Origin of the sequence: Peribacillus loiseleuriae, assembly GCF_001183985.1 — a bacterium.
GTDB classification, from domain to species: domain Bacteria; phylum Bacillota; class Bacilli; order Bacillales; family DSM-1321; genus Peribacillus; species Peribacillus loiseleuriae.
In genome coordinates, this window is record NZ_LFZW01000001.1 from 1,117,754 (window position 1) to 1,137,916 (window position 20,163).

General features: G+C 36.8%; 16 protein-coding genes. 12 read left to right on the forward strand and 4 right to left on the reverse strand.

The features are described 5' to 3' along the window. Positions 1-319 precede the first annotated feature (319 nt). Complete coding sequence (locus tag AC625_RS05050) at positions 320-1,780, reverse strand: SulP family inorganic anion transporter (protein ID WP_049680278.1); 1,461 nt, start codon at positions 1,778-1,780, stop codon at positions 320-322. A 330-nt stretch (positions 1,781-2,110) separates the two neighbouring features. Between AC625_RS05050 and AC625_RS05055 the strand changes: the two genes are divergently transcribed. From AC625_RS05055 to AC625_RS05070, 4 genes are all read left to right on the forward strand, one after another. Further along, the gene (locus tag AC625_RS05055; protein ID WP_049680279.1) at positions 2,111-2,722 is read left to right on the forward strand and encodes a Type 1 glutamine amidotransferase-like domain-containing protein; all 612 of its coding nucleotides are present in this window, start codon (positions 2,111-2,113) and stop codon (positions 2,720-2,722) included. 320 nt (positions 2,723-3,042) lie between these two features. After that, complete coding sequence (gene phoU / locus AC625_RS05060) at positions 3,043-3,702, forward strand: phosphate signaling complex protein PhoU (protein ID WP_180320064.1); 660 nt, start codon at positions 3,043-3,045, stop codon at positions 3,700-3,702. A gap of 646 nt (positions 3,703-4,348) precedes the next feature. After that, a complete protein-coding gene (locus AC625_RS05065) occupies positions 4,349-4,759 on the forward strand; it encodes a GNAT family acetyltransferase (protein WP_049680281.1) in 411 nt (136 codons plus the stop codon). A gap of 283 nt (positions 4,760-5,042) precedes the next feature. Beyond that, complete coding sequence (locus AC625_RS05070) at positions 5,043-6,032, forward strand: YeiH family protein (protein ID WP_049680282.1); 990 nt, start codon at positions 5,043-5,045, stop codon at positions 6,030-6,032. Positions 6,033-6,172: 140 nt separating this feature from the next. On the opposite strand, the gene AC625_RS05075 is transcribed toward AC625_RS05070, so the two are convergent. Then, positions 6,173-7,555, reverse strand: coding sequence for a hemolysin family protein (locus AC625_RS05075; protein ID WP_049680283.1), 1,383 nt, complete (start codon positions 7,553-7,555; stop codon positions 6,173-6,175). Between the two features lie 496 nt (positions 7,556-8,051). Between AC625_RS05075 and AC625_RS05080 the strand changes: the two genes are divergently transcribed. The 3 genes from AC625_RS05080 (at position 8,052) to uptA (ending at position 9,524) form a co-directional block, all read left to right on the forward strand. After that, a complete protein-coding gene (locus AC625_RS05080) occupies positions 8,052-8,450 on the forward strand; it encodes a FixH family protein (RefSeq protein WP_049680284.1) in 399 nt (132 codons plus the stop codon). 86 nt (positions 8,451-8,536) lie between these two features. Then, the gene (locus tag AC625_RS26440; RefSeq protein ID WP_156187421.1) at positions 8,537-8,692 is read left to right on the forward strand and encodes a hypothetical protein; all 156 of its coding nucleotides are present in this window, start codon (positions 8,537-8,539) and stop codon (positions 8,690-8,692) included. Positions 8,693-8,909: 217 nt separating this feature from the next. Further along, positions 8,910-9,524: an undecaprenyl phosphate transporter UptA gene (gene uptA / locus AC625_RS05085; RefSeq protein ID WP_049680285.1), complete on the forward strand. Its 615-nt coding sequence runs from the start codon at positions 8,910-8,912 to the stop codon at positions 9,522-9,524. 155 nt (positions 9,525-9,679) lie between these two features. Here uptA and AC625_RS05090 read toward each other — a convergent pair whose 3' ends face one another. Then, on the reverse strand, positions 9,680-10,999 hold the full coding sequence (locus tag AC625_RS05090) for a hemolysin family protein (RefSeq protein WP_049680286.1): 1,320 nt from the start codon (positions 10,997-10,999) through the stop codon (positions 9,680-9,682). Positions 11,000-11,387: 388 nt separating this feature from the next. Next, positions 11,388-12,503: a histidine kinase N-terminal domain-containing protein gene (locus AC625_RS05095; RefSeq protein WP_053178011.1), complete on the reverse strand. Its 1,116-nt coding sequence runs from the start codon at positions 12,501-12,503 to the stop codon at positions 11,388-11,390. Between the two features lie 284 nt (positions 12,504-12,787). Here AC625_RS05095 and AC625_RS05100 point away from each other — a divergent pair, with 284 nt between their 5' ends. From AC625_RS05100 to AC625_RS05115, 5 genes are all read left to right on the forward strand, one after another. Beyond that, a complete protein-coding gene (locus AC625_RS05100; RefSeq protein ID WP_053178013.1) occupies positions 12,788-14,797 on the forward strand; it encodes a transglycosylase domain-containing protein in 2,010 nt (669 codons plus the stop codon). Between the two features lie 65 nt (positions 14,798-14,862). After that, entirely contained in the window at positions 14,863-16,038 is a 1,176-nt protein-coding gene (gene iadA / locus AC625_RS05105; RefSeq protein WP_049680287.1) for a beta-aspartyl-peptidase, read from the forward strand. 478 nt (positions 16,039-16,516) lie between these two features. Continuing rightward, positions 16,517-16,669, forward strand: a complete 153-nt coding sequence (locus AC625_RS28130; protein ID WP_082190946.1) for a YjcZ family sporulation protein — start codon at positions 16,517-16,519, stop codon at positions 16,667-16,669. A 426-nt stretch (positions 16,670-17,095) separates the two neighbouring features. Then, positions 17,096-17,932 (forward strand): HAD family hydrolase, encoded by an 837-nt coding sequence (locus AC625_RS05110; RefSeq protein ID WP_245644938.1) that lies wholly within the window; start codon positions 17,096-17,098, stop codon positions 17,930-17,932. A gap of 500 nt (positions 17,933-18,432) precedes the next feature. Next, entirely contained in the window at positions 18,433-19,797 is a 1,365-nt protein-coding gene (locus tag AC625_RS05115; RefSeq protein WP_049680288.1) for a TrkH family potassium uptake protein, read from the forward strand. Positions 19,798-20,163: the final 366 nt, after the last annotated feature.

Consider the following 20,163-nt stretch of genomic DNA (forward strand, 5'->3'; position numbering starts at 1 on the left):
AAAGAGGTTTGTCCCATAAGGGTCTGACTTCGCACTCTAAACCAGTATGTAGTGTTTCATACACTACATACTGGTTTAGTTGTTGTGGGGTCTGATCCTTTGCTGTTTGGACAGCCTCTTTTGTATGAAGGACATGGGGACGGGGCTTTGCAACTTACTCATATAGCCAATCTACTTTGCAGATATACGTACTTTATTAAGAAAGTATTCCAAAATTTGGCTCCGCACCGCCGCCATTGTGATTAGGGAGTGTAGCGTATAGGATGGATCCTTCATAGTAAATGGTGGCGTTTTAACGCCATATTCGTTTTTGTATGGATTAATTTACTGTTTCTACTTTATATGCAGCTAGTTTTTTGAGCAATTGTGAGCTTTCTGTATCAAGACCCTTAAGTTGGACCGTTTTACCATGTGCTCGGTATTTCAAGATGATCTTATCCACCGCACCTACAGCAGAATCGTCCCATACTTTCGAGCGACTAAAATCAATAATAACATGATTGTTTGCTTCTTTTAGGTCAAATTGTTTCACAAATTCTTGTACGGACGCAAAGAACAGAGGGCCTCGTACGTAGTATAGAGTCTCTTTGCTGTTTTCAACCGCTTTTTTTTCAACTTGCACTTTAGAGGCCTTAACCGAAAAGAAAATCATGCTTAAGATTACACCAGCAAATACGCCCTTGGAAAGATCATTTGTGTAAAGAACAACGATTACTGTCACTAGCATGACCAATGTGTCAGTGATAGGAACTAGATGCAGTTTTGTCAGTGAAGACCAATCAAATGTAGCAATCGAAACCATAATCATCACACCAACAAGGGCTGCCATTGGAATTTTCACAAGAACATCATTTAATAGAACAATTAATATTAATAGAAAACCACCAGCAACAAAGGTAGAAAGTCTGCCGCGACCGCCAGATCTAATATTAATGCCTGATTGTCCAATCATGGCACAACCAGCCATACCACCGAAAAGCCCCGCAACGATATTCGCGATTCCTTGGCCTCGTGCTTCTGTGTTCTTATTACTTTCTGTGTCGGTTAAATCATCTACAATTTGAGCGGTTAGTAAACTCTCTAGTAGTCCTACAAATGCTAATGCAAGTGAATAAGGAAGAATAATCATGAATGTTTCCATCGTAAATGGAACGTCAGGAAGGAAGAACGTAGGTAAGGCTTGCGTAAGTTCCCCCATATCACCGACTGTCCGAACAGAAGCTCCTGTTGTGACAGCGATGATGGTCATGACAATAATTGCAATAAGCGGTGATGGAATGACTTTAGTAACATAAGGGAATAAATAGATAATTGCAAGTGCACCAGCGGTCATCACGTACATTACCCATGATTCACCGACAAAGTGAGTGAATTGAGCAGAAAAAATTAAGATTGCCAATGAATTGACGAAGCCAACCATAACAGATCTCGGGATAAATTTCATCAGTTTGCCGATTTTAAATATGCCAAGTAAAATTTGGATGATCCCAGTCAAAATGGTCGCAGCTAATAAAAACTGCAGGCCATAATCTTTAACCAAATCAACCATGACAAGTGCCATTGCTCCAGTAGCTGCTGAAATCATCCCAGGGCGGCCACCTACAAAGGCAATGACAATCGCAATGCAAAATGAGGCATACAAGCCAACCATCGGATCTACCCCGGCAATAATTGAAAATGCAATCGCTTCGGGAATTAAGGCTAACGCAACAACGATACCCGACAGAATATCTCCACGTGTATTGCCAAACCATTCTTGTTTTAATCTAGCGGGATTCAACTAAACACTCCTTTATATAAAAAATGACTTGATTAAATAGGGAACGTATGGATATGCAACGAAATTGATTATAACATGTGTCTATGGCAATGAATAGAGTGCATAGCTACCTATTAAATATCATAGTGACATGCGGTTGTCTCAAAATCAAAGAGAAAGCGTGAACATCTGAAGGTTGTAGCTCTACAATGGATCTAGTTCGCCATTTCCGTAATCTTTACTAAAGAAAAAATTGGATTAGAGACATGAGATGATAAATATCTTGGGAAATGCAGCAGGAGTTTTCCGAATCGCTGCTGAACTGTTAATACAAAGCGAGGGGGAGAGTCGATGGGGAAAATTTTATTAACATCAGCTGGTTTTTATACTGGTGCAATTAGAAGTCGTTTTTTGCAATGCTTTGAAATTAAACCAGAGGACGCTAGGATATCAATTATAACGACTGCTTCAATTAATAAAAAATTGAATAACGAGTTTGCTTTAAAGATATTGCGTGATTTTCATGAAATGGGAATGAAGAATGTTCGTTTTGTAAATATTGAGTTTGAAGAACCTGAGATACTTCGGCAATCCGATGTCATTTATTTGAATGGAGGTAATCCATTCTATTTACTTTATCATCTCAAAAGAAGTGGGGCAGATACGATTATTCGAGAGTTTGCTGAAAATGGTGGGCTGCTTGTAGGAGTGAGCACAGGTTCTATCGTTCTTGGTCCTGATATTAAGTTGATGCAGCAATTCTCCCCAGAGATGGATTCGGTGGGCTTGGATGATTTAACAGGTTTAGGGGTAACGGATGTACGGGTTTTTCCACACTATGGGGACGAAACATTGTATCCAGATAAACAAGGAAGACGAGTTGAAGAGCGTATACTTGAGTTTGAGCGGTCGCATCATTGTTATGTTAATCGCCTCAGGGATGATGGTGTAATTGTCATTTAAGTGGGTATCGCTGAAACGATTGAGGAATGTAAATGTTATGTAAATTTGTTGAAAATAATGATCCATCTATTATATGCTCTAATACATAGAGGCTAAGATTAGAAAACAGTTTTGGTTTTATCCCACATTAACGGGAGTAAAAGCATGATTGGTGAGATATTCTGAAACTTACTAAAGATATAGTGGAACCAATCAGGTTCGTAGTGTTGCTTTATCTTTGCTTTACGGAGGTATTAGCGACACTAGAGTGGGACTCACGATCAGTGGGATGAAGAAAACCCTACTGTTTGAAGTTTCACTTATAATAGGGAGGATAAATAATGAGTGTTCGTCAAGGGTTTGAAGAAGAACTTTTTGCTCTTAAAAATCTAGTGCTTGAAATGGGGACAAGAGCAGGCAATGCATTACATGAATCCATGGAGGCTTTAGTCACACAGGATATTGACCGAGCGTTAAAAGTGATCGATAAAGATTATAGAATTAATCGAATTGATCAGGAAATAAATGAAAAAGTTATATGGTTGATTGCTAAGCAACAACCTGTTGCATCAGATTTAAGGAGAATTATTTCAAGCATTAAGATTTCAACAGATTTAGAAAGAATAGGTGATTTGGCTGTAAATGTTGCAAAATCAACTATTCGCATCGGTGAAAAGGAATTGTTTAAACCATTATATGACATTCCTTTGATGGCTGAGAAAGCAGCTTCGATGTTAAATCAGGTCATGCTCGCCTATGATGTACAAGATGAAGATAAGGCAAGAGAAACGGCAGAGCTCGATAATGAGATTGACGAAATGTATGGAAGACTTATTCAGGAATTATTAGAATATATTGCGAAAAATCCTGAAGTAACATCACAAGTTGCACAATTATCATTCATTTGTCGCGATCTAGAAAGAGTCGGTGACCATGTAACGAATATTTCTGAAAATATTGTTTTCATGGTAAAAGGTCAGTTGTACGATTTAAACAGTTAAGTCTGTATGAAAGTTAATAGTAAAGTATTCCTTTTAAGGCGTGTGAATATTCACATGTCTTTTTTGATTGAAAAGTTGAGCATTGTGAGTAATCGTTTAAAATGGTTTGGAAACGGGAAATAGGAGATTCCATCAAAAGCTTACCAATTCTAATATAAGTGGATTGTAATCTTTGTATAATATTGAAAAAAATAAAAGTTGAAAAGTAGATTTATTTTCCGCATTTTATCGGATTCCTTAAATCTTGTCAGCCGACATAATATGCTATATCCAATCTTATTTTAATTGTATCTCACAAATAGTGTTTTCATAATAATGCGAAAATGATAAAATGACAATGTGAAAAGAATAAATGCTTTGAAATATTGACCAATGAGTGAGAGGTAGGAATTTTACTTCTAACAGAGAATCAAGTATAAAGCAAGAAAAATGTTGAAAGCTGTCATATTTCATTAACTTTCGATATGAACGGTACAAACAATACTTTGAATAAATTACTAAAACAGATTAAATAGAAAATATCTGACAGCAAAAAGTGTACGAATACCCTGGAGAAAGAAAAGAAATGATCATCAGAATCATGTGAATGAAAAATACATATGGATGAATTACAACAAATAATTGAAACGATAACGGAGGATGTTCAATGAGGATACGCGAGTTTACATTAGGAGACTATGTAGAGGTAGCAAGCGTTTGGGAACAGGCAGGAATTACAGTATCAGTTTCAGACTCACTCAAAGGGATTGTACATAAAGTAGGAAGAGATTCAGAACTGTTTTTAGTTGCAGAAGAAAACGAGAAAATCGTTGGGTCTGTGATGGGCTCGTACGATGGACGCCGGGGCTGGATTAATCATTTAGCCGTTCATCCTGATTATCAAGGAAAACGGGTAGGTAGGTTGATTATGGAAGAATTAGAACAGAGGTTGAAAAAAATCGGCTGTAAGAAAATCAATCTTTTAATTGAGTACGATAATGTAAAAGTAATTGGCTTCTATGAAAACCTTGGGTATAACACAGATGAATTGGTGTTTATGGAAAAATGGATTAAGTAAGGACTTGTACAAGTAGACAAATACAAATAAAGGTGTCCGTTTTCGTCACGGGACACCTTTATTTGTATCTTTTTTCGTTTATGCTTTAATTAAAACCAGTGTAATCTATGATAATTATTTATAAATAGGTTTGGATACTACTAAAGTGAGGAAGGGCATCTTTAATTTTCATCCCAAAAAATAGAAAAAGAGATGAAAATAATTTTGGAATTGAATGCAATCATATTAGGATTTATGATAAGATAAGTCTTTTGTTTAGCGCACCTAGAAATGAGGATTGAGAATGTCGAAAGTGAAAGAAATCGTTCCAGGTTTAGTTTTATGTATCGTAATCGCTTGTTTTACCATCTTAATCGCAAATAAATTCCCTTTATTCGGAGCAGGAACTTTTGCAATTATTACAGGGATTATTGTCGGAAATGTGGGTACTGGAAAGATTAGGCGGTTCAATGCAGGAACAAAATATTCAGAATCAAAATTGCTTTATTATGCAATCATCTTATTAGGCGGATCTATCAGTTTTCATTCGATTGTAGAAATTGGTTTTTCTGGAGTGGTTTTTATCTTGATACAAATGGCTGTAACGCTCATGTCGGCGCTTTGGATAGGAAAAAAGTTAGCACTTCCAGAAAACTTTCGACTATTAATGGCGAGCGGAAATGCTGTTTGCGGGTCTTCGGCGATTGCTGCAACAGCCCCTGCTATTCAAGCTGCGGAAAAGGAAAAATCACTTGCCATAACAGTTGTCAATTTAACAGGCACTGTTCTCATGTTTATTTTGCCCCTTGTAACAGCATTGCTATATAAACAAGAACCGCAACCATCATCAGCAATGATTGGAGGGGTGCTTCAGTCAGTTGGACAAGTTGTAGCAAGTGGAAGTATGGTCAGTGAAGTCGTAAAAGAAGAAGCTACCGTCTATAAAATGGTCAGGATTTTATTACTCGGTGCCGTCATTTATGTGCTGAGGAGATATAGCAAAAAAGCCCCAATAGAGAAGAGTACAAAAATAAAATTTCCAATCCCTTGGTATATTTCAGGTTTTTTGCTGCTATGTGCATTACATAGCATATTCTCCTTTCCGATCCTACTGCAGGAAGTGATACAAAATACCGGGACTTTTCTTGAAGTAGTAGCTCTTGCGGGAATCGGATTAAGAATTCAACTGGGAGATTTAGTTGAACAAGGTGGGAAGGTTGCCATTTATACTGGGTTATTGACGGTTGTCCAAATAGTAGCGGCTGTACTATTAATTGCATGGTTAATTCTCTAAAAATGAAGGGGATTTGTTTGGAATTGAGAATTATTTACATATAAATAAATTTCTTTTTTAAAAATAAATAGACAGATTAGATGTGGCGGAAATTACACAAGAATGAGGAAAGGATAGGATCCTTTCCTCATTCTTCATCTTTAAGAAACGACTTCAGTAGAAGGCTGTGTTTTTTTTTGTTTATGCACTTGGGTATGCTGTGGAAACTCTTTCACTTCGCTGGCCATTTTGACTGTTTTATAGATTTCTATATAACGGATGTGATGGTCTTCCATATCTTTTATTTTGAAGCAATACTCTTCGTGTTCGATGATATCACCTTGCTTAGCCTCGTAATTCTCTGATAAGATCCAGCCGCCGATTGTATCCATATCTTCATCGATGATTTCAAGACCTATCAAATCATTGACTTCGCTAATTAGTACTTTTCCATCAAGAATATAATGATCTTCCTTTATTTTCTGAATCTCAGGAATTTCGTCAAGGTCAAACTCATCGCGAATGTCGCCTACGATTTCTTCTAGAATATCTTCAACTGTCACTAATCCGGAGGTTCCGCCATATTCATCCATTAAAATGGACATATGAACACGTTCTTTTTGCATCTTCACTAGTAAATCATGAATGGGTATTGTATCAATCACTCGAATAATTGGACGAACGTAACGTTCAATTGTTTGAGTGGCTTGTGTTTTATTCGCAATCATTTCAGTGAATAGTTCCTTAATATTAACCATTCCAATGACATGGTCTTTATCGCCGTCAATCACAGGATAGCGGGTATATTTTTCTTTTGAGATCACGCTGAAAAATTCTTCTATCGTATCATCAATCGATAGGGTAGCAATCTCAGTACGAGGCACCATAATTTCTTTGGCAATCCGATCGTCAAATTCAAAAATGTTATTCACATACTTAAACTCTGATTGGTTAATTTCACCATTTTTATAGCTTTCAGACACGATTATACGAAGTTCTTCTTCTGTATGGGCCAATTCATTTTCTGAAACAGGCTCAAATCCAAACATTTTCACGAGCAACCTAGCTGAACCATTTAAAATCCAAATAAATGGATACATGATTTTATTAAATAAAATCAATGGTCTGGATACGAGCAAGGTTATTTGCTCAGCTTTTTGAATGGCTACAGTTTTCGGTGCCAATTCGCCAACTACCACATGAATAAAGGTAATAAAAGCGAAAGCAATGGCAAACGATATGAAATGTGTAACAGAAGTTGGCATATCAAATTGCGTCAATAAAGGTTTAAGTAGCTCTACAATAGTCGGTTCTCCGAGCCACCCAAGTCCGAGGGCTGTGACAGTGATTCCAAGTTGACAGGTTGAAAGATATTCATCTAGATTGGAAATAACATGCTTAGCTGGAACGGAATTGATTCTACCTTCATCGACTAATTGATCAATTCTTGAACTTCTTACTTTCACAATCGCAAACTCCGAGGCTACAAAAAATGCCGTCAAAGCAATTAAAATGGCTATGAAAACCAAGTTTATTATGTCCAAATAGTCTCCCTTAACTCGTCGTGAAGACGAATAAGGAGTCCACCTCCTAAGATATTAAAGAATAAGTTGTTTGGTAAATTCGTATAGTTTTTGCACCGTTCAAATTAAGCGCAGTGACCAGTGGCATACGGACGGGAAATCACATCGACCTGTCTGCAGTTAAGAAGAATATATCTACCTGCATTTTGGTCAAGGAAAAATTGTTTATTCATTCGTCCATTAATTAATACCCCATCTAATCACCCCTGCTTCAAAATTAAGTAAATACGTTCATTATAGAAAAGGAAAGCCATATCGTCAAACTGTGAAAATAACCTAATTTCGTTATTATTTCAACTATATGGCTCATTATGAACATATATTAGCCTTTTTCAAAAGATTTCATAAATGTTTGAATTAATAAGTCTGAATTTCTTTATTGGTGAAGTTTGTATAATTTTATAATTACCGGGTAACTATGGCTAAAAGTGTGATAAATAATGGAAGGTGAGAAGAGATGATTAAAAAAATAGTATTAGGGGTATTAATAAGCATGATGCTTGTAGCTTGCCAAGGAAACGCTCAACCTGAAGGTGAAGAAGTCAGTAGTCAACTGATTCCTCTGACCGCTGTGATTAAAACAGAAGGAGTAATGGCAAGTGGGACAGAAATGCAGCTGGTTGTTTCGGTTATGCAAGGATCGAAGACGGTAGCAGACGCTGACGATGTTGTGTTTGAGGTTCGTAGAGCGGGACAAGACGAGAGAAAAATGTTACCTGCAGAACATATGGCTAAAGGGGATTATAGTAGCAGATACACATTTGAAGAAGCAGGGACATACTACATTGTTGTTCATGTGACTGCGAACGGTTTGCATGTAATGCCAGAAAAAGTGATTGAAATTGCAAGTAAATAATTAGATGTATATGAATATAAGCATCTTAAAAAGGGTAATAGTTGCTATATAACAAATTATGGAAAAAACGAGTGAGGTGAATTCAGATGGTGAATCATTATATTTTGAAATTTAGAAGTCAGGGGATCAAAATTGCCAAAACGAAGTCACGTCATGATATTTATTTGAATTTATACGAAGTAGATCCCGGTTTGTTAGATTTAAGTACCCAGGAAGTTCAATCTTCACAGTCAAAACAGTAAAATACCATTAAATAAGTCAACTCTGAGGCTCTCCTATAAAGAAAGGATTAAACCCCACATCAACTATATTTTGTTTATATTACGTGTAAAATATATAAACAGTGTATTAGTGAGGCCAGACCTTTTTGGGAAAGCCTTTTTTTCGTTGTGCACTTAGAATAAAAATAGATCCAAGCTTATATACTATGTATAAAACAATGAAGACTAGGAGTTAACTATGTCAAACTTTATTACGAATATATTAACGTTCTTTCAAGAAATGGGTTACCTAGGCATAGCATTAGGCTTGATGATTGAGATTATTCCTAGTGAGCTTGTGCTGGGGTTTGGGGGCTATTTAATCGGTACTGGTGCAATTAATTTTTGGGGTGCACTACTTGCTGGTGTTATTGGGGGAACGTTTGCTCAATTGTTTTTGTATTGGGCGGGGTATTTTGGAGGTCGGCCATTTTTACTAAAGTACGGGAAGTATATTTTCATTAAAGAAACGCAAATTGATGCTGCAGAACAATGGTTTGAGAAATATGGGGTGGGTGTTGTATTTACTGCGCGTTTTATTCCAATTGTTCGCCATGCAATCTCGATTCCCGCAGGGATTGCTAAAATGTCATTCGTGAAATTTACTGTCTATACGATAGCGGCTATGATTCCATGGACGATCCTGTTTTTATTGCTAGGTAATATGCTTGGTGAAAATTGGTCTCAGATTAAACATATTGCTCAGCCAATCATTCTGCCGATTATTATTGTTTCGGTAATTGGAGCCATGATTTATACAATTTGGAAAAGAAAACAAGAACCGCCAATCGTCATTGTCTCTAAAAGAAAATAAAAGAGGTGTCTCGTATAAGGGTCAGACCTCGCACTCTAAATCAGTATGTAGTGTTTCATACACGACATACTGATTTAGTTGTTGCGGGGTTTGATCTTTGGCTTTTGAGACGCCTCCTTTATAGGGAACAGTTACTATGATCTTTCCTATCCATCTTAGGACAGAGCTTGTCCTTCCTCTATCGGGACTCTTTTAATTTCAATATAGCGAATCATATGATCTTCCATTTTATTTACTTTGAAGATAAAAGATTCTGCCTCTATACAATCGCCTGTTTGGATTTCATAATTCTGTGTTAGCACCCAACCGCCAATTGTATCAATGTCATCGTCTTCCAAGTTAATCCCCAGTTTATCATTGATTTCCGAAAGAAGGATTTTACCGTCAACAATAAAATGATCTTCCGTTATTTTACGGATAGGAGGGATTTCATCAACATCGAATTCATCGCGAATTTCACCGACTATTTCTTCTAATATATCTTCAACGGTTACCAAACCTGCAGTACCGCCATATTCGTCCATGAGTATCGCCATGTGAATCCGTTCTTTTTGCATTTTTATGAGCAAATCTTGAATCCGGGTATTTTCCATCACCCGGATAATAGGACGTGTAAATGAATCTAGAGTAATGGCCTTCACTTGTTTATTTTTAGTAATATCAGAAAAAACTTCTTTAATGTTCACAAGTCCAACAACATGATCCTTGTCCTCTTCAACAATCGGATAACGGGTGAATCTTAAGTCTTTAGCATGTTGGATAAAATCTTGTAGTGTATCATCTTTTGAAAAATTGACGATTTCGGTTCTAGGAACCATGACTTCTCTCGCTGTTCGGTTGTCAAAATTAAAGATGTTATTCACATATTTAAATTCTGATTGATTAATTTCTCCGCTATTGTAGCTATCAGATAATAATATTTTCAATTCTTCCTCTGAATGAGCAACATCACTTTCTGAGGATGGCTTGATGCCGATGATACTAGTAATAAAACCAGCTGAATGGTTTAAAACCCAAATGAATGGGAACGCGATCTTATGGAACCAAATGAGTGGTTTTGATATAAGTAGACTTACTTGCTCTGCTTTTTGAATAGCAATTGTTTTCGGTGCCATTTCCCCAACGACAACATTCAAAAAAGTGACGATAGAGAATGCGATAAGAAAGTTAAGCACATGACCGAGTTGCTCTTGGACATGAAGAACATCAAGAACAGGTTTGAGAATATGACGCATCGTTGGTTCTCCAAGCCAGCCCAAACCTAAGGCGGTAATCGTAATCCCGAGTTGCGTAGCGGATAAATACTCATCTAAATTAGATATGATCTGCTTGACAGCGGGTGCTTTCGGATGTTGTTTCTCAATTAATTGATTAATTCTTGATCCACGAACACGGATAATAGAAAACTCTGATGCAACAAAAAAAGCAGTGAAAATAATCAGTATGAATACCAAGAATATTTTTACTATGTCCAAACGTTAAGGAACGAAAAGAATTCGTATAAGAAAGAGGGGAATGCAGCTTGCTTAAACGTCACATCTCACTAGAGTGTACGAATCATTTCGGACCGGTCACCTCCCAATAAATTATATAAAAATGAATATGTGATCTTCTTCATACTTACAGTTATAAATAAGTAGTGATTAAAGATCGAATGACTAATGATAGTTTGTCTATATATAGGTATTACCTATTTCTTACGCTATTTAACTCTATTTTATAAAAAAAATGGCCATGCAGTCAAAATTAATCGGATGATTTCGGACGAATGAAAATAGAAGCAAAAAAAAAGCCACAATCATTTATTGATTCGGGCTGTAAAATACTTAAAGATCCAAAAACAATAAAGCGATGAATCATCAATCAAACACAAGGTATTCTAATAGTAAATGTTGTTAGTACATCATTCGAACTGCACGTTAAAGAACCTTGATTTTTTTCAATGATTTCTTTGCATACAAATAACCCAAGACCTGTACCGTGTTCTTTGGTTGTAATGAATGGTTTGAAAATATCACGAATCATGTCCTCGTGAATTTTTTGACCATTATTGGAAATGTTCATAGTTAGTTGCTTTGATATTTCTACTGTGGTTGAAATATCAATCAAGGGATTTGAGTTCTCATTGGATAATACATCTAAAGCATTTAAAATAATATTTAATAGAACTTGACGAAATTCTTCTTTTGAACCAGAAATTAAGATATTGTCCGCCAAATTCGTAGTAATGTTTGCATTCACTTCAAGAATGCTTGGATAGAGGAATTCAATTACCTCTTGAGTTAAGTGGCCAATATCAAATATATTTTTTTCTGTTTCTTTAGTTTCCTTTTTTGAGATATCTAAAAACTGAGTGATCCTCGAATTTAGCTGTTGAAGTTCAGTTGAAATAATGTCTAAATATTTTATGTCAGGTGTTTCCGCTTGAAGGAGTTGAACAAATCCCATGATAGAAGTAAGTGGGTTTCTAAATTCATGAACAAAACTGGACGTCATTTTTCCGAGAAGGGTAAGTCTCTCTTTATGAGTCTGACTTAGAGTATTACATTGGCCATTCACCATTTCCGACTTTAATTCCGAATAGTAGGAAATCGAGTCATATAAAAATTGATCCATGCAAGAATTCATTAATTTTATGATCGATTGATTTTCTACTGTAGACATGTTCTGTAGCAATAAATGATGAATAAGAATGGAACGTCCACTTGAAACATGATTAATAAAATCCACAATTGGTGTTTCAGCCTGTAATCGTTCTGCTGCTACAGTATGTGCAAGTTGCTTTATCATCTTTTCTGTATGAGCACCTTTGTGCATTAAAGTTTGGATCAAAAACTCAATAAATTGCCCAAAATGTAGTGAAGTTTTATCGTAAAGTGGATTCTCAGGAGAATAAAGGGTTTGTTCGTTCCATTCATTGATGATTTTGTTTTTGTTAGTTATGAGAAAGTCAATCGCTGATTCTTTAATGGATAACATTTGAACCTCCAATTAAAAAAATCCGACATAATATATGTAAATTTCGCCAATAGATTAGAAAATCCTTTTTTTTGCTATGATGGTCATTAAATATTTTTCATGCATAGCTGAAATGACCTGAAATCAACCTCTTGGAGTATCATAACCTGTTATTAATTAAATAGAAAGTCGAGAGGAATCATAAGATAATATGTAACATCGGCAAAAGGTGGGTAAAGAAAAGTATGCAACTATAGTAGTATAGGAATATTAATACATTTATTATTTACGTTCAGGAGGGTCAAATGAAAGGTTTTTTTACTAAAATATTCAATAAAAACAAACTATCCTATTTTTTTCATATCGGACTTATTTCATTTTTCGCGGTTCTATTGATAGCTGTGGTTTTATTAACTTTTTACAAACCAGATATTAGTCTTTTAACAACAGAGCTTAAGCGAGCAACAGAAATTTATGATGTGGACGGTGAGCTTGCTAGTAAAATAACCGCCAATAAAACCGAAGGAGCTTCGATTGACGATATTCCCAATCATGTGAAAAATGCTGTGGTCGCAATTGAGGATCACCGTTTTTATGAGCATAATGGCATTGATTATAAGGGGATTTTCCGCGCCGTTTATGTGAATATGAAGGCTGGTAAGGTAGTTGAGGGTGGAAGTACAATTACTCAACAATTAATAAAGATTGCCTTACTAGAACAGAATCGTACATTTAAAAGGAAGCTTGAAGAATTTTTTATTGCGAGAGAAGTAGAGAAGGAATATTCCAAAGATGAGGTACTAGGAATGTACTTAAATCAAATTTACTTCGGTCATGGAGCATGGGGAATTAAAAAAGCAGCGCGGATTTATTTTGGCAAAGATGTGAATGAACTGACTTTGTCAGAAGGGGCTATGCTTGCAGGAGTAATCAATATCCCGACAAAACTTGATCCATATAACCACTATGATGCTGCACTGAAACGAAGAAATCTTGTTCTGACGAGGATGGCGACGAACGGATTTATCGATTCAGAGCAAGCTGAGCAAGCTAAAAGTGAAGAGATTATTTTAGCCCATAATCAAAAAGAAGATCAATTGAAAGGGAAATATCCTTATTTTGTCGATGTGGTGTTAACAGAGGCTTCGAAAAAATACAAACTGGAAATCGATGAACTGTTGCGAGGCGGTTATAAAATATATACAACCCTTGATCAACATATCCAGCAGGCCTTAGAAGAAGTGTACGAAAACAATAAAAATTTTCCAAAAGGAGTGACGGATGCGCTTGTTCAAAGTGGTATGGTATTGATTAACCCGAAAACGGGCGGAATAAATGCTTTAATCGGTGGCAGAGGGGAGCACCAATTCCTCGGTTACAACCGAGCGACGCAATTAAAAGCCTCTCCGGGATCTACAATAAAGCCGTTAGCTGTGTATACGCCAGCACTTGAAGAAGGGTATAAGCTAACCGATTTATTAGTAGATGAAAAAATGAACTTTGGTGGATATGAGCCATCTAATGCTAATGGTCAGTATTTAGGCGAGGTCCCGCTATACGAAGCACTTATGAAGTCATTGAATGTTCCTACCGTTTGGCTTATGAACGAAATTGGAATCGAAAAGTCCATCCGTTCATTAGAGCGATTTGGTATTCCGTTAACTGAAAACGACCGGAATTTATCGTTAGCACTCGGTGGAATGGAAAAGGGAGTGTCCCCACAGGATATGGCTGAGGCATACTCTGCTTTTGCAAATAATGGTGAACGAGTTGAATCTCATACTATCGTGAAAATTGAGAATGCACAAGGTCAAGAAGTTGCGGTATGGAAAGAAAAAAGTACGAAGATTATGGAGAAAAAAATGGCGGACCAAATGAACCGATTGCTCTTAGGTGTTGTCGAATATGGCACAGGAAAGAATGCTGCAGTTGAGGGTTATGAAATTGCTGGTAAGACAGGCTCTGTACAAGTGACAATTCCTGGTGTCAAAAGTGGTGTAAAAGACCAATGGTTCGTTGGGTATACGCCATCATTAGTCGGAGCGGTCTGGGCAGGGTATGATCGTTCGGATAAAGATCATTATTTAACCACAAACAGTAGTCAAGGAACAGTCCTTATTTTTCAAAAGGTTATGACGAATGTCCTTTTAAATCAGGAAGCGGAATCCTTTCATGTAGCAAGTTTGAAACCGTTAATTGAGGAACGGAAAAAAGAACTCGAAAAAAAAGAACGAAAACAATATTGGCGTGATAAAGGAAGCGAACTGCAGGATTCATGGAAAAAATGGTGGGACAAGCTACTGAAAAAAGAGTAAAAAATGGCAAAGTGGTTAGATACATGATAAGAAATAATAAATATATAATAGGAAGGAAGATTTTCATGTTAACTTTAATAAAAAACGGTGAAGTGTATGCTCCAGATTATCTAGGTAAAAAAGATGTTTTGTTGGTAGGGAAGCAAATAGGATTTGTGCAAGATACAATTGAAAGGCCAGAACATTTCGTCGAGATTGACGTAATCGACGCTAGTGGAATGCTAATCGTTCCAGGATTTATCGATGCGCATGTTCATCTCATTGGCGGTGGTGGAGAGGGTGGTTATAAGACGAGAACGCCGGAAATTCAGCTAACAGATGCTACGCTCGCAGGAATTACAACGTTAGTCGGTGTCATAGGCACGGACGGGACGACGAGGACGATGCCTGCTTTATTGGCAAAAGCGAGAGCACTTGAGGAAGAAGGCCTCACCTGTTTTGTTCAGACAGGGTCGTATCAAGTTCCAGTAAAAACTCTGACAGGCAAAATAGAAGACGACCTTATCCTTGTTGATAAAATTATTGGCGTTGGGGAAATTGCGATTGCGGACCATCGTTCCTCACAACCGACTGTGGGGGAAATCGCTAAACTTGCTTCCCAAGCTAGAAATGGCGGCCTTTTATCAGGGAAATCAGGTATCGTGAATATCCATGTAGGAGATAGCTATGATCATTTACAGGTAATCGAAGAAGTAGTGGAAAAAACAGAACTTCCCATCAGTCAGTTCTATCCTACGCATATCAATCGTAATCCTCACCTATTTGAAGCAGGTATCAAATTTGCCCAAAAAGGGGGCTATATTGATTTCACAACAAGCACAGTTCAACAATTCTTGGATGATGGGGAAGTAAAAGCAAGTAAAGCCTTAAAACAAGCATTGGATGCAGGTGTCGAACCTACGAAGATTACGTTTACTTCTGATGGACAAGCGAGCCTTCCGAATTTTGATGGGGCTGGAAATTTGCTCGGTCTCAATGTCGGGAAATGTATGTCCCTTTACAAAGCCGTGATTGATGCGATTATTGAGGACGGTGTGTCGATTGAAGATGCGGTTAGGGTGGTCACAGAAAATCCAGCGAGTATTTTAAAATTAGCGGGAAAAGGACGCATAGAAGCGAAGAAAGATGCAGATCTAATCTTACTAAACAAAGAAACGTACAAAATTGATACGGTCTTTGCAATGGGACAGAAAATGATCGAGAATGGCGAAGCAATTGTAAAAGGCACGTTTGAGAATTGAACAAACTGGAAGAAATTTTATTAAGGGAATGAAATCAATGTTAGCTATTCAAACAGGAATGAAACCACTTTTTAATTCATTATCAAATTTATCCCGCATTAACGGGCAGTAATCCCCCCACCTCAAGGGTTAGAGCAATTGAGGTGGGGGATAACTGCCCGTAAAAGCCCGATTGGTGAAATAGAGTGAAACTTACCGAGAGTTACGCAGAGGTAAAGTTTCAGGTCTACAGGATGTGGGTCACACAGACGAAGACATGAGGACGCAGCGTACTCTTAGTCTGTGATTCATTGAACCCTAGTTCCGTAGAGGCGCGGAGATATTGGCGACTTTAGAACGGGACAACAATCGATGCGGGGGATGAAGAAAACCCCACTGATTGAAGTTTCACTTTATTGTGTCATTTACCTGAGATACACATACTATACAATTGCCCCATGTAAGTACCTCCTCAAAATCAAAAAGGAGATGTTTGTTTATGTCAGGTTGTGTAGAAAGTGGTTTTGGATTTGGCGGAGGTTTCGCCTTTATCGTTGTTTTGTTTATTCTGTTAATCATTGTTGGAGCTAGTTTTTGTGGTGGTTTCGGCGGTGGAGTCGCTCCAGGATACGGATATGGTGGATACTGCTAAAACGTTTAAAAAAGCCGACCTAATTGTAGGTCGGTTTCTTCAAGTTAGAATCCTAATTTAAGGGAAACAATCCTTTTTGATTCATCACAAATAGAATGGTCCATGTTCAATAAAGTCGTTTTTAGCGTCAAATCTTCTGTTTATTGTAAGTATCTGTACCAAAGATGTTCAAATGCCTAGTGCGTACCTATAAAAAGTGAGACGTTTTTTAATAATATGGTAAAGTTAGAGGTGAATTTGGGATTGATATCGAATAGATTAAGTTGGGATGCAAATAGAAATTAAAAATCCTAACAAAATACATATCATTGGTTTCGGTGGGGTATGGAAAAGTTAAAACCCTTTGACATAAAAAAACAGGAGCATTAAACTCTCGTTTGAGATAGTATGTACGTATATATAGATTAAAAGAAGAAAGGGATTGAGATGAAGATGAAATGTATTTCAATTGATTTAGATGGGACGTTGTTAACTTCTCGAGATGAAATCACCGAAGGAAGTATAAGGGCTTTAGAAGAGTTAACTGAAAAAGGTTATCAGCTCATTTTGAATACGGGCCGTGCTCATGCGGATGTAGTGAAACTAGAAGCCGTACAGAAGCTAGATGTCCCGATTTTTTGTGTAAATGGTTCTGTTCTATATTCAGAAAGCGGTGAGATATTATATGAAGCAACCCTTTCTATTTCGACATATAAAAAGATATTCTCTGTTTTACAAAAATTAGACGTGGGTATTCTTGTCTATACGAATTATGGTGGGTGCCCTTCTACTTTGCCACCTCTACATCATAAGAGTAAAGAAGAACTAAATACTCTATTTCATGAATATAATTACGATGACATTTTAAAATATGACAATCTTAAAATCTATAAATTAATTGCTTTGGTCCACCAAGAAGATGTGGAAAGAATTGAAGAAGTAATAAAGGCATTAGCGGGTATCGATGACGTTACGATGGCTTCTTCATTCCCAAATAATTTAGAAATTACTTCACATGAAGCACATAAGGGGAAAGCGTTGTTTCGATATCAAGAAATTATGAACCTATCGTTTGATGAGATTTATGCTTTTGGGGATGGGGGCAACGATCTTGCCCAATTCGAGGTAGCAACCAAATCAGTTGCGATGGGAAATGCCCCCCTTCATATTCAACAAAAAGCGGATTTAATAACAAAAACAAATGATGAAGATGGGTTTGCTTATGCAGTGCGTCATCTTTTAAAATTAATAAGTACAGAAGAGGAATTAGAAATAATCGTGTAATGACAAAGTTTGACTAAGAAACAATGATGAGGATGTCCCAAAAGGGTCTGACTAAGCACTCGCCACACAGTTTGTAGAGATACCTACATTTCATGTAAACTGTTGAAGTGGTTGCGGAGTTAGCCCCTTTTTCTTATGGGGATCCTCATTTATGTGTCATTTAGATATCTTTTAAAAACGACAAATCATTGTTATAAACTAGATAGTCAAGAAAGGTAAAGGGATTAACGTATTTAAGCGTTAAATGCTTAGACTTGCTTTAAGGCGTCCATACTTGTAAAGCGATGTAAAGTATGGTCGTTTATAAATAGAATAGTCATGCTTTCTATGCCCTAAAGAGGCGGCAATAACATATTGATTAACATCTTTCATATAACGCGAAGATTCAGCCGTTAACAAGGCCAAAAATAAAAGGTGCCAAATGTTTAAATTGTACTTTCAAATCCAACTGATATTCTTTATGATAAGGGATATGAAAAAAACGAAGGGATATGTAATCAATGTGGAGTAACGTAAGAAGCAGGCTGGAGAAACTGTCACCTGCCCAGATTATTACAGGCTATTATTTAATGGCCGTAACTGTATCAATACTATTATTCAGTATTCCAGCAGTACATAAGCCAGGGGTCGAAGTGGCCTTTATTGATACCGTCTTTACAGCTGTCAGTGTGGTAAGTGATACAGGTTTAACTGTTTTTAATATTTCGGAAACATATAGCGTATTTGGGTATTTTGTTATTATGATTGTATTGCAATTCGCAGGCCTTGGCATTATGGCTATTAGCACATTTTTCTGGATGATTTTAGGACGGAAAATTGGTTTACGTGGACGACGGCTGATAATGGTTGATCATAATCAGCTCGCATTATCAGGACTCGTTCAATTAGTTAGAGAAATAATAAAGCTTATTATTCTTATTGAGCTTTTAGGGGCACTTATTCTAGGCGTGCATTTCTTGAACTATTATCCAACTTGGAAGGAAGCTTTTCTTCAAGGTTTGTTTGCATCTGTAACCGCGACAACAAATGCTGGAATGGATATAACTGGTCAGTCCCTTGTTCCTTATGCGAGCGATTATTTTGTGCAATTGATAACTATTATACTAATCATTCTTGGGGCAATTGGATTCCCTGTATTAATTGAAGTAAAGGAATTTTTATTTAGGAAAAAGATGGATCTTGAAAATCCTTTTCGTTTTTCACTATTTACAAGATTGGCGACATCAACATATGGCATTCTTCTCGTAATTGGGACAATCCTTATTTTGCTATTTGAACATCAACATTATTTTAAGGATTTGACATGGCATAAAAGCTTTTTCTATGCTTTTTTCCAAGCTACAACGACGAGAAGTGCGGGACTAGCTACAATGGATATTACTGAATTTACAATGCCAACGCTCTTGGTTATGAGTGTTTTCATGTTTATTGGCGGATCCCCAACATCTGTGGGCGGGGGAATCCGAACGACAACATTTGCATTAAATATATTATTTATTTATCATTTTGCTAAAGGAAATCGTGATATCAAAGTGTTTAATCGAGAACTACATCAAGATGATATCATGAAATCACTGGCCATTACGCTATTGGCTATTGTCATGTGCTTTACTTCGGTAGTCGCAATCAGTATTTCTGATCCTCGTCATCAACTTATGGAGATAGTTTTTGAAGTTTGCTCTGCCTTCGGGACCGTAGGCTTGTCTATGGGGATTACCCCGGATCTTAGCATTTTTGGGAAGTTCGTTCTTATGATTCTGATGTTCATAGGAAGAATTGGGCTTACTTCTTTCTTATTTATTATTGGAGGCAAGAAAAAGGACGCAAATTATCATTATCCGAAAGAGAGAGTTATTATAGGTTAAATGAAAGATCCGGGGCCCGTTTTAAGGACCCGGATTTTTTGTATTTTTTTCATACTAGACCAATTGTTGCGAATAAAGAGGTGTTTTCTAAAATAGGTGTAAGAATTATGCTCAAAGTTTCGGAAACTTGCCCAATTTTGCAAAAAAAGTGATGCGTATACTCTACATTTCAAGTATTATGATCTAGAATTCGAATTTGCGCGCCGGCGCCAAGTTTAGCGAATCGAGAATTTACTAAATTGACTAATACCATCGGTTATCAATTATAGCTACGTATCCTGTACCTCCTAAAAAATAGACAGAAGTCATATTTACAAATAAAACAGTTTGATGTAGTATTTAGTTAAATACTTAAATAAATTCGAA

What these genes read in the sequence shown, in the direction of transcription:
- AC625_RS05055 (WP_049680279.1), top strand. Translation starts at nt 2,111, where the DNA reads ATGGGGAAAATTTTATTAACATCAGCTGGTTTTTATACTGGTGCAATT.
- phoU (WP_180320064.1), top strand. Translation starts at nt 3,043, where the DNA reads ATGAGTGTTCGTCAAGGGTTTGAAGAAGAACTTTTTGCTCTTAAAAAT.
- AC625_RS05065 (WP_049680281.1), top strand. Translation starts at nt 4,349, where the DNA reads ATGAGGATACGCGAGTTTACATTAGGAGACTATGTAGAGGTAGCAAGC.
- AC625_RS05070 (WP_049680282.1), top strand. Translation starts at nt 5,043, where the DNA reads ATGTCGAAAGTGAAAGAAATCGTTCCAGGTTTAGTTTTATGTATCGTA.
- AC625_RS05080 (WP_049680284.1), top strand. Translation starts at nt 8,052, where the DNA reads ATGATTAAAAAAATAGTATTAGGGGTATTAATAAGCATGATGCTTGTA.
- AC625_RS26440 (WP_156187421.1), top strand. Translation starts at nt 8,537, where the DNA reads ATGGTGAATCATTATATTTTGAAATTTAGAAGTCAGGGGATCAAAATT.
- uptA (WP_049680285.1), top strand. Translation starts at nt 8,910, where the DNA reads ATGTCAAACTTTATTACGAATATATTAACGTTCTTTCAAGAAATGGGT.
- AC625_RS05095 (WP_053178011.1), bottom strand. Translation starts at nt 12,503, where the DNA reads ATGTTATCCATTAAAGAATCAGCGATTGACTTTCTCATAACTAACAAA.
- AC625_RS05100 (WP_053178013.1), top strand. Translation starts at nt 12,788, where the DNA reads ATGAAAGGTTTTTTTACTAAAATATTCAATAAAAACAAACTATCCTAT.
- iadA (WP_049680287.1), top strand. Translation starts at nt 14,863, where the DNA reads ATGTTAACTTTAATAAAAAACGGTGAAGTGTATGCTCCAGATTATCTA.
- AC625_RS28130 (WP_082190946.1), top strand. Translation starts at nt 16,517, where the DNA reads ATGTCAGGTTGTGTAGAAAGTGGTTTTGGATTTGGCGGAGGTTTCGCC.
- AC625_RS05110 (WP_245644938.1), top strand. Translation starts at nt 17,096, where the DNA reads ATGAAGATGAAATGTATTTCAATTGATTTAGATGGGACGTTGTTAACT.
- AC625_RS05115 (WP_049680288.1), top strand. Translation starts at nt 18,433, where the DNA reads ATGTGGAGTAACGTAAGAAGCAGGCTGGAGAAACTGTCACCTGCCCAG.